The sequence below is a fragment of the Frigoribacterium sp. CFBP9029 genome, assembly GCF_034045305.1.
GTDB lineage: Bacteria > Actinomycetota > Actinomycetes > Actinomycetales > Microbacteriaceae > Frigoribacterium.
The window spans coordinates 1-2485 of the sequence record NZ_JAXCWB010000025.1; the positions used below are offsets into that span (position 1 = coordinate 1).

2 rRNA genes (1 of these 2 cut by a window edge) are annotated in these 2485 nt (G+C 55.3%); both read right to left on the reverse strand.

Annotation, left to right across the window (positions count from 1 at the left end):
* Positions 1-7: 7 nt before the first annotated feature.
* Positions 8-124, reverse strand: a 5S ribosomal RNA gene (gene rrf, locus SOM11_RS15015).
* A 175-nt stretch (positions 125-299) separates the two neighbouring features.
* A 23S ribosomal RNA gene (locus SOM11_RS15020) occupies positions 300-2485 on the reverse strand; it runs 776 nt beyond the window's last position.

A 2485-nucleotide genomic window follows, 5' to 3' on the forward strand; every position in this document is an offset into this window, starting at 1 on the left:
AAAAGGAGTCCGGCGGTGTCCTACTCTCCCACAAGGTCCCCCTTGCAGTACCATCGGCGCTGAGAGTCTTAGCTTCCGGGTTCGGAATGTGACCGGGCGTTTCCCTCTCGCTATGGCCGCCGAAACATTTACCACACACGGACCCTCAGGGCCAGCGGTGAAGTCTGTTTCAGACCATGCACCCACCCCCACCCCGAAGGATGACGGCAGACGACTGTCTGTTCAATTGTTCCCGACCGTATTTCGGGAACCACATAGTGGACGCAAGCAGCTTTCCCCCACCTCTACAGGGAGGGAGTGTTGTCAAGTTATCGGCTTATTAGTACCGGTCAGCTCCATGGGTCGTTAGTCCCCACTTCCACATCCGGCCTATCAACCCAGTAGTCTAGCTGGGAGCCTCTCACCCCGAAGGGTATGGAAATCTCATCTCGAAGCCGGCTTCCCGCTTAGATGCTTTCAGCGGTTATCCGTTCCGAACGTAGCTAATCAGCGGTGCTCTTGGCAGAACAACTGACACACCAGAGGTTCGTCCATCCCGGTCCTCTCGTACTAGGGATAGATCTTCTCAAATTTCCTGCGCGCGCAGCGGATAGGGACCGAACTGTCTCACGACGTTCTAAACCCAGCTCGCGTACCGCTTTAATGGGCGAACAGCCCAACCCTTGGGACCTACTCCAGCCCCAGGATGCGACGAGCCGACATCGAGGTGCCAAACCATGCCGTCGATATGGACTCTTGGGCAAGATCAGCCTGTTATCCCCGAGGTACCTTTTATCCGTTGAGCGACAGCGCTTCCACAAGCCACTGCCGGATCACTAGTCCCGACTTTCGTCCCTGCTCGACTTGTCAGTCTCACAGTCAAGCTCCCTTGTGCACTTACACTCGACACCTGATTGCCAACCAGGTTGAGGGAACCTTTGGGCGCCTCCGTTACTTTTTGGGAGGCAACCGCCCCAGTTAAACTACCCACCAGGCACTGTCCCAGAACCGGATCACGGTTCGTAGTTAGATATCCAAAGTGACCAGAGTGGTATTTCAACAATGACTCCACCTGAACTAGCGTCCAAGCTTCACAGTCTCCCACCTATCCTACACAAGCCACTCCGAACACCAATACCAAGCTGTAGTAAAGGTCACGGGGTCTTTCCGTCCTGCTGCGCGTAACGAGCATCTTTACTCGTAGTGCAATTTCGCCGAGTTCGCGGTTGAGACAGCTGGGAAGTCGTTACGCCATTCGTGCAGGTCGGAACTTACCCGACAAGGAATTTCGCTACCTTAGGATGGTTATAGTTACCACCGCCGTTTACTGGGGCTTAAATTCTGAGCTTCGCTTGCGCTAACCCTTCCTCTTAACCTTCCAGCACCGGGCAGGCGTCAGTCCGTATACATCGTCTTGCGACTTAGCACGGACCTGTGTTTTTAGTAAACAGTCGCTTCCCACTGGTCTCTGCGGCCTTTCCCGCTCCGGGAGTAAATCCCATCACGGTTCCGGCCCCCCTTCTCCCGAAGTTACGGGGGCATTTTGCCGAGTTCCTTAACCACGATTCTCTCGATCTCCTTGGTATTCTCTACCTGACCACCTGAGTCGGTTTGGGGTACGGGCGGCTTGAACCTCACGTCGATGCTTTTCTCGGCAGCATAGGATCACTGATTTCCCCCATACGGGGTACGCATCGGATCTCAGGCGCATTGACGACGGATTTGCCTATCGTCAGCCCTACATCCTTACACCAGGTTCACCTTACGGATACCATCGCCTGGCTCAGCTACCTTCCTGCGTCACACCTGTTAATACGTTAACCGCACCAGCATGGGGTCGAGCGTTAGACCGGCCGGCATCACCCCGAAGGGATCCACTCAGCCGGGTTAGGACTCTTAGCACCACTGGATTAGCTTGGGCGGTTCTTCGCCGGTACGGGAATATCAACCCGTTGTCCATCGACTACGCCTGTCGGCCTCGCCTTAGGTCCCGACTTACCCAGGGCGGATTAACCTGGCCCTGGAACCCTTGGTCTTTCGGAGGACGGGTTTCTCACCCGTCTTTCGCTACTCATGCCTGCATTCTCACTCGTGTGGCCTCCACGGCTGGTTTACACCGCCGCTTCACTGGCCACACGACGCTCTCCTACCACTCCGTACGACTGAACCACGAAGGCTTGTCTATAATACGAAATCTACAACTTCGGTGGTGTGCTTGAGCCCCGTTACATTGTCGGCGCGGAATCACTTGACCAGTGAGCTATTACGCACTCTTTCAAGGGTGGCTGCTTCTAAGCCAACCTCCTGGTTGTCTATGCAACTCCACATCCTTTCCCACTTAGCACACGCTTAGGGACCTTAGTTGGTAGTCTGGGTTGTTTCCCTCTCGACGATGAAGCTTATCCCCCACCGTCTCACTGCTGCGCTCTCACTTACCGGCATTCGGAGTTTGGCTGACGTCAGTAAGCTTTTGGGCCCCATCGGCCATCCAGTAGCTCTACCTCCG